This window comes from Streptomyces sp. DH12, from assembly GCF_020873895.1.
GTDB lineage: Bacteria > Actinomycetota > Actinomycetes > Streptomycetales > Streptomycetaceae > Streptomyces.
Window position 1 is genome coordinate 1 of the sequence record NZ_JAHWGT010000451.1, and the last position, 609, is coordinate 609.

1 protein-coding gene is annotated in these 609 nt (G+C 72.7%); it reads left to right on the forward strand.

Translation table 11 applies throughout. The features are described from left to right. Positions 1-609: aldo/keto reductase (locus LPA54_RS35110; protein ID WP_228984654.1), on the forward strand; the 609-nt coding region annotated here is incomplete at both ends.

Here is a 609-nt window from a genome sequence, read left to right on the forward strand (position 1 = left end):
GATCTCCACACCGCAGCGGACTCGGCCGCAGCGGTGTGGAGATCACCCCGCTCGCCCTCGGCACCTCGGGCATCGCCAACCTGTACACCCCGGTCACCGAGGAGCAGGCGTACGAGGCGGTGCGGACGGCGCTGCGGCGGGGCATCCGCTCCTTCGACACCGCCCCGCACTACGGCCTCGGTCTCGCCGAACGCCGGCTGGGCGCCGTCCTGCGGGAGCTGCCCCGCGACACGTACACGGTCTCCACCAAGGTGGGCCGCCGCCTCGAACCGTCCGACGAGGGCGGTGACGACCTCGCCCACGGTTTCGCCGTGCCCGCCACCCACCGCCGCGTCTGGGACTTCAGCGCCGACGGCGTGCGCCGCTGCCTGGAGGCGAGTCTGGAACGCCTAGGCCTGGACCGTGTGGACGTCGTCTACCTCCACGACCCCGACGACCACGAGGAACAGGCCTTCCGCGAGGGCTACCCGGCCCTCGAACGGCTCCGCTCCGAGGGCGTCGTCGGGGCCATCGGCGCCGGCATGAACCAGACCGCGATGCTCACCCGATTCGTCCGCGACACCGACGTCGACGTGGTGCTCTGCGCGGGCCGGCACACCCTGCTCGACG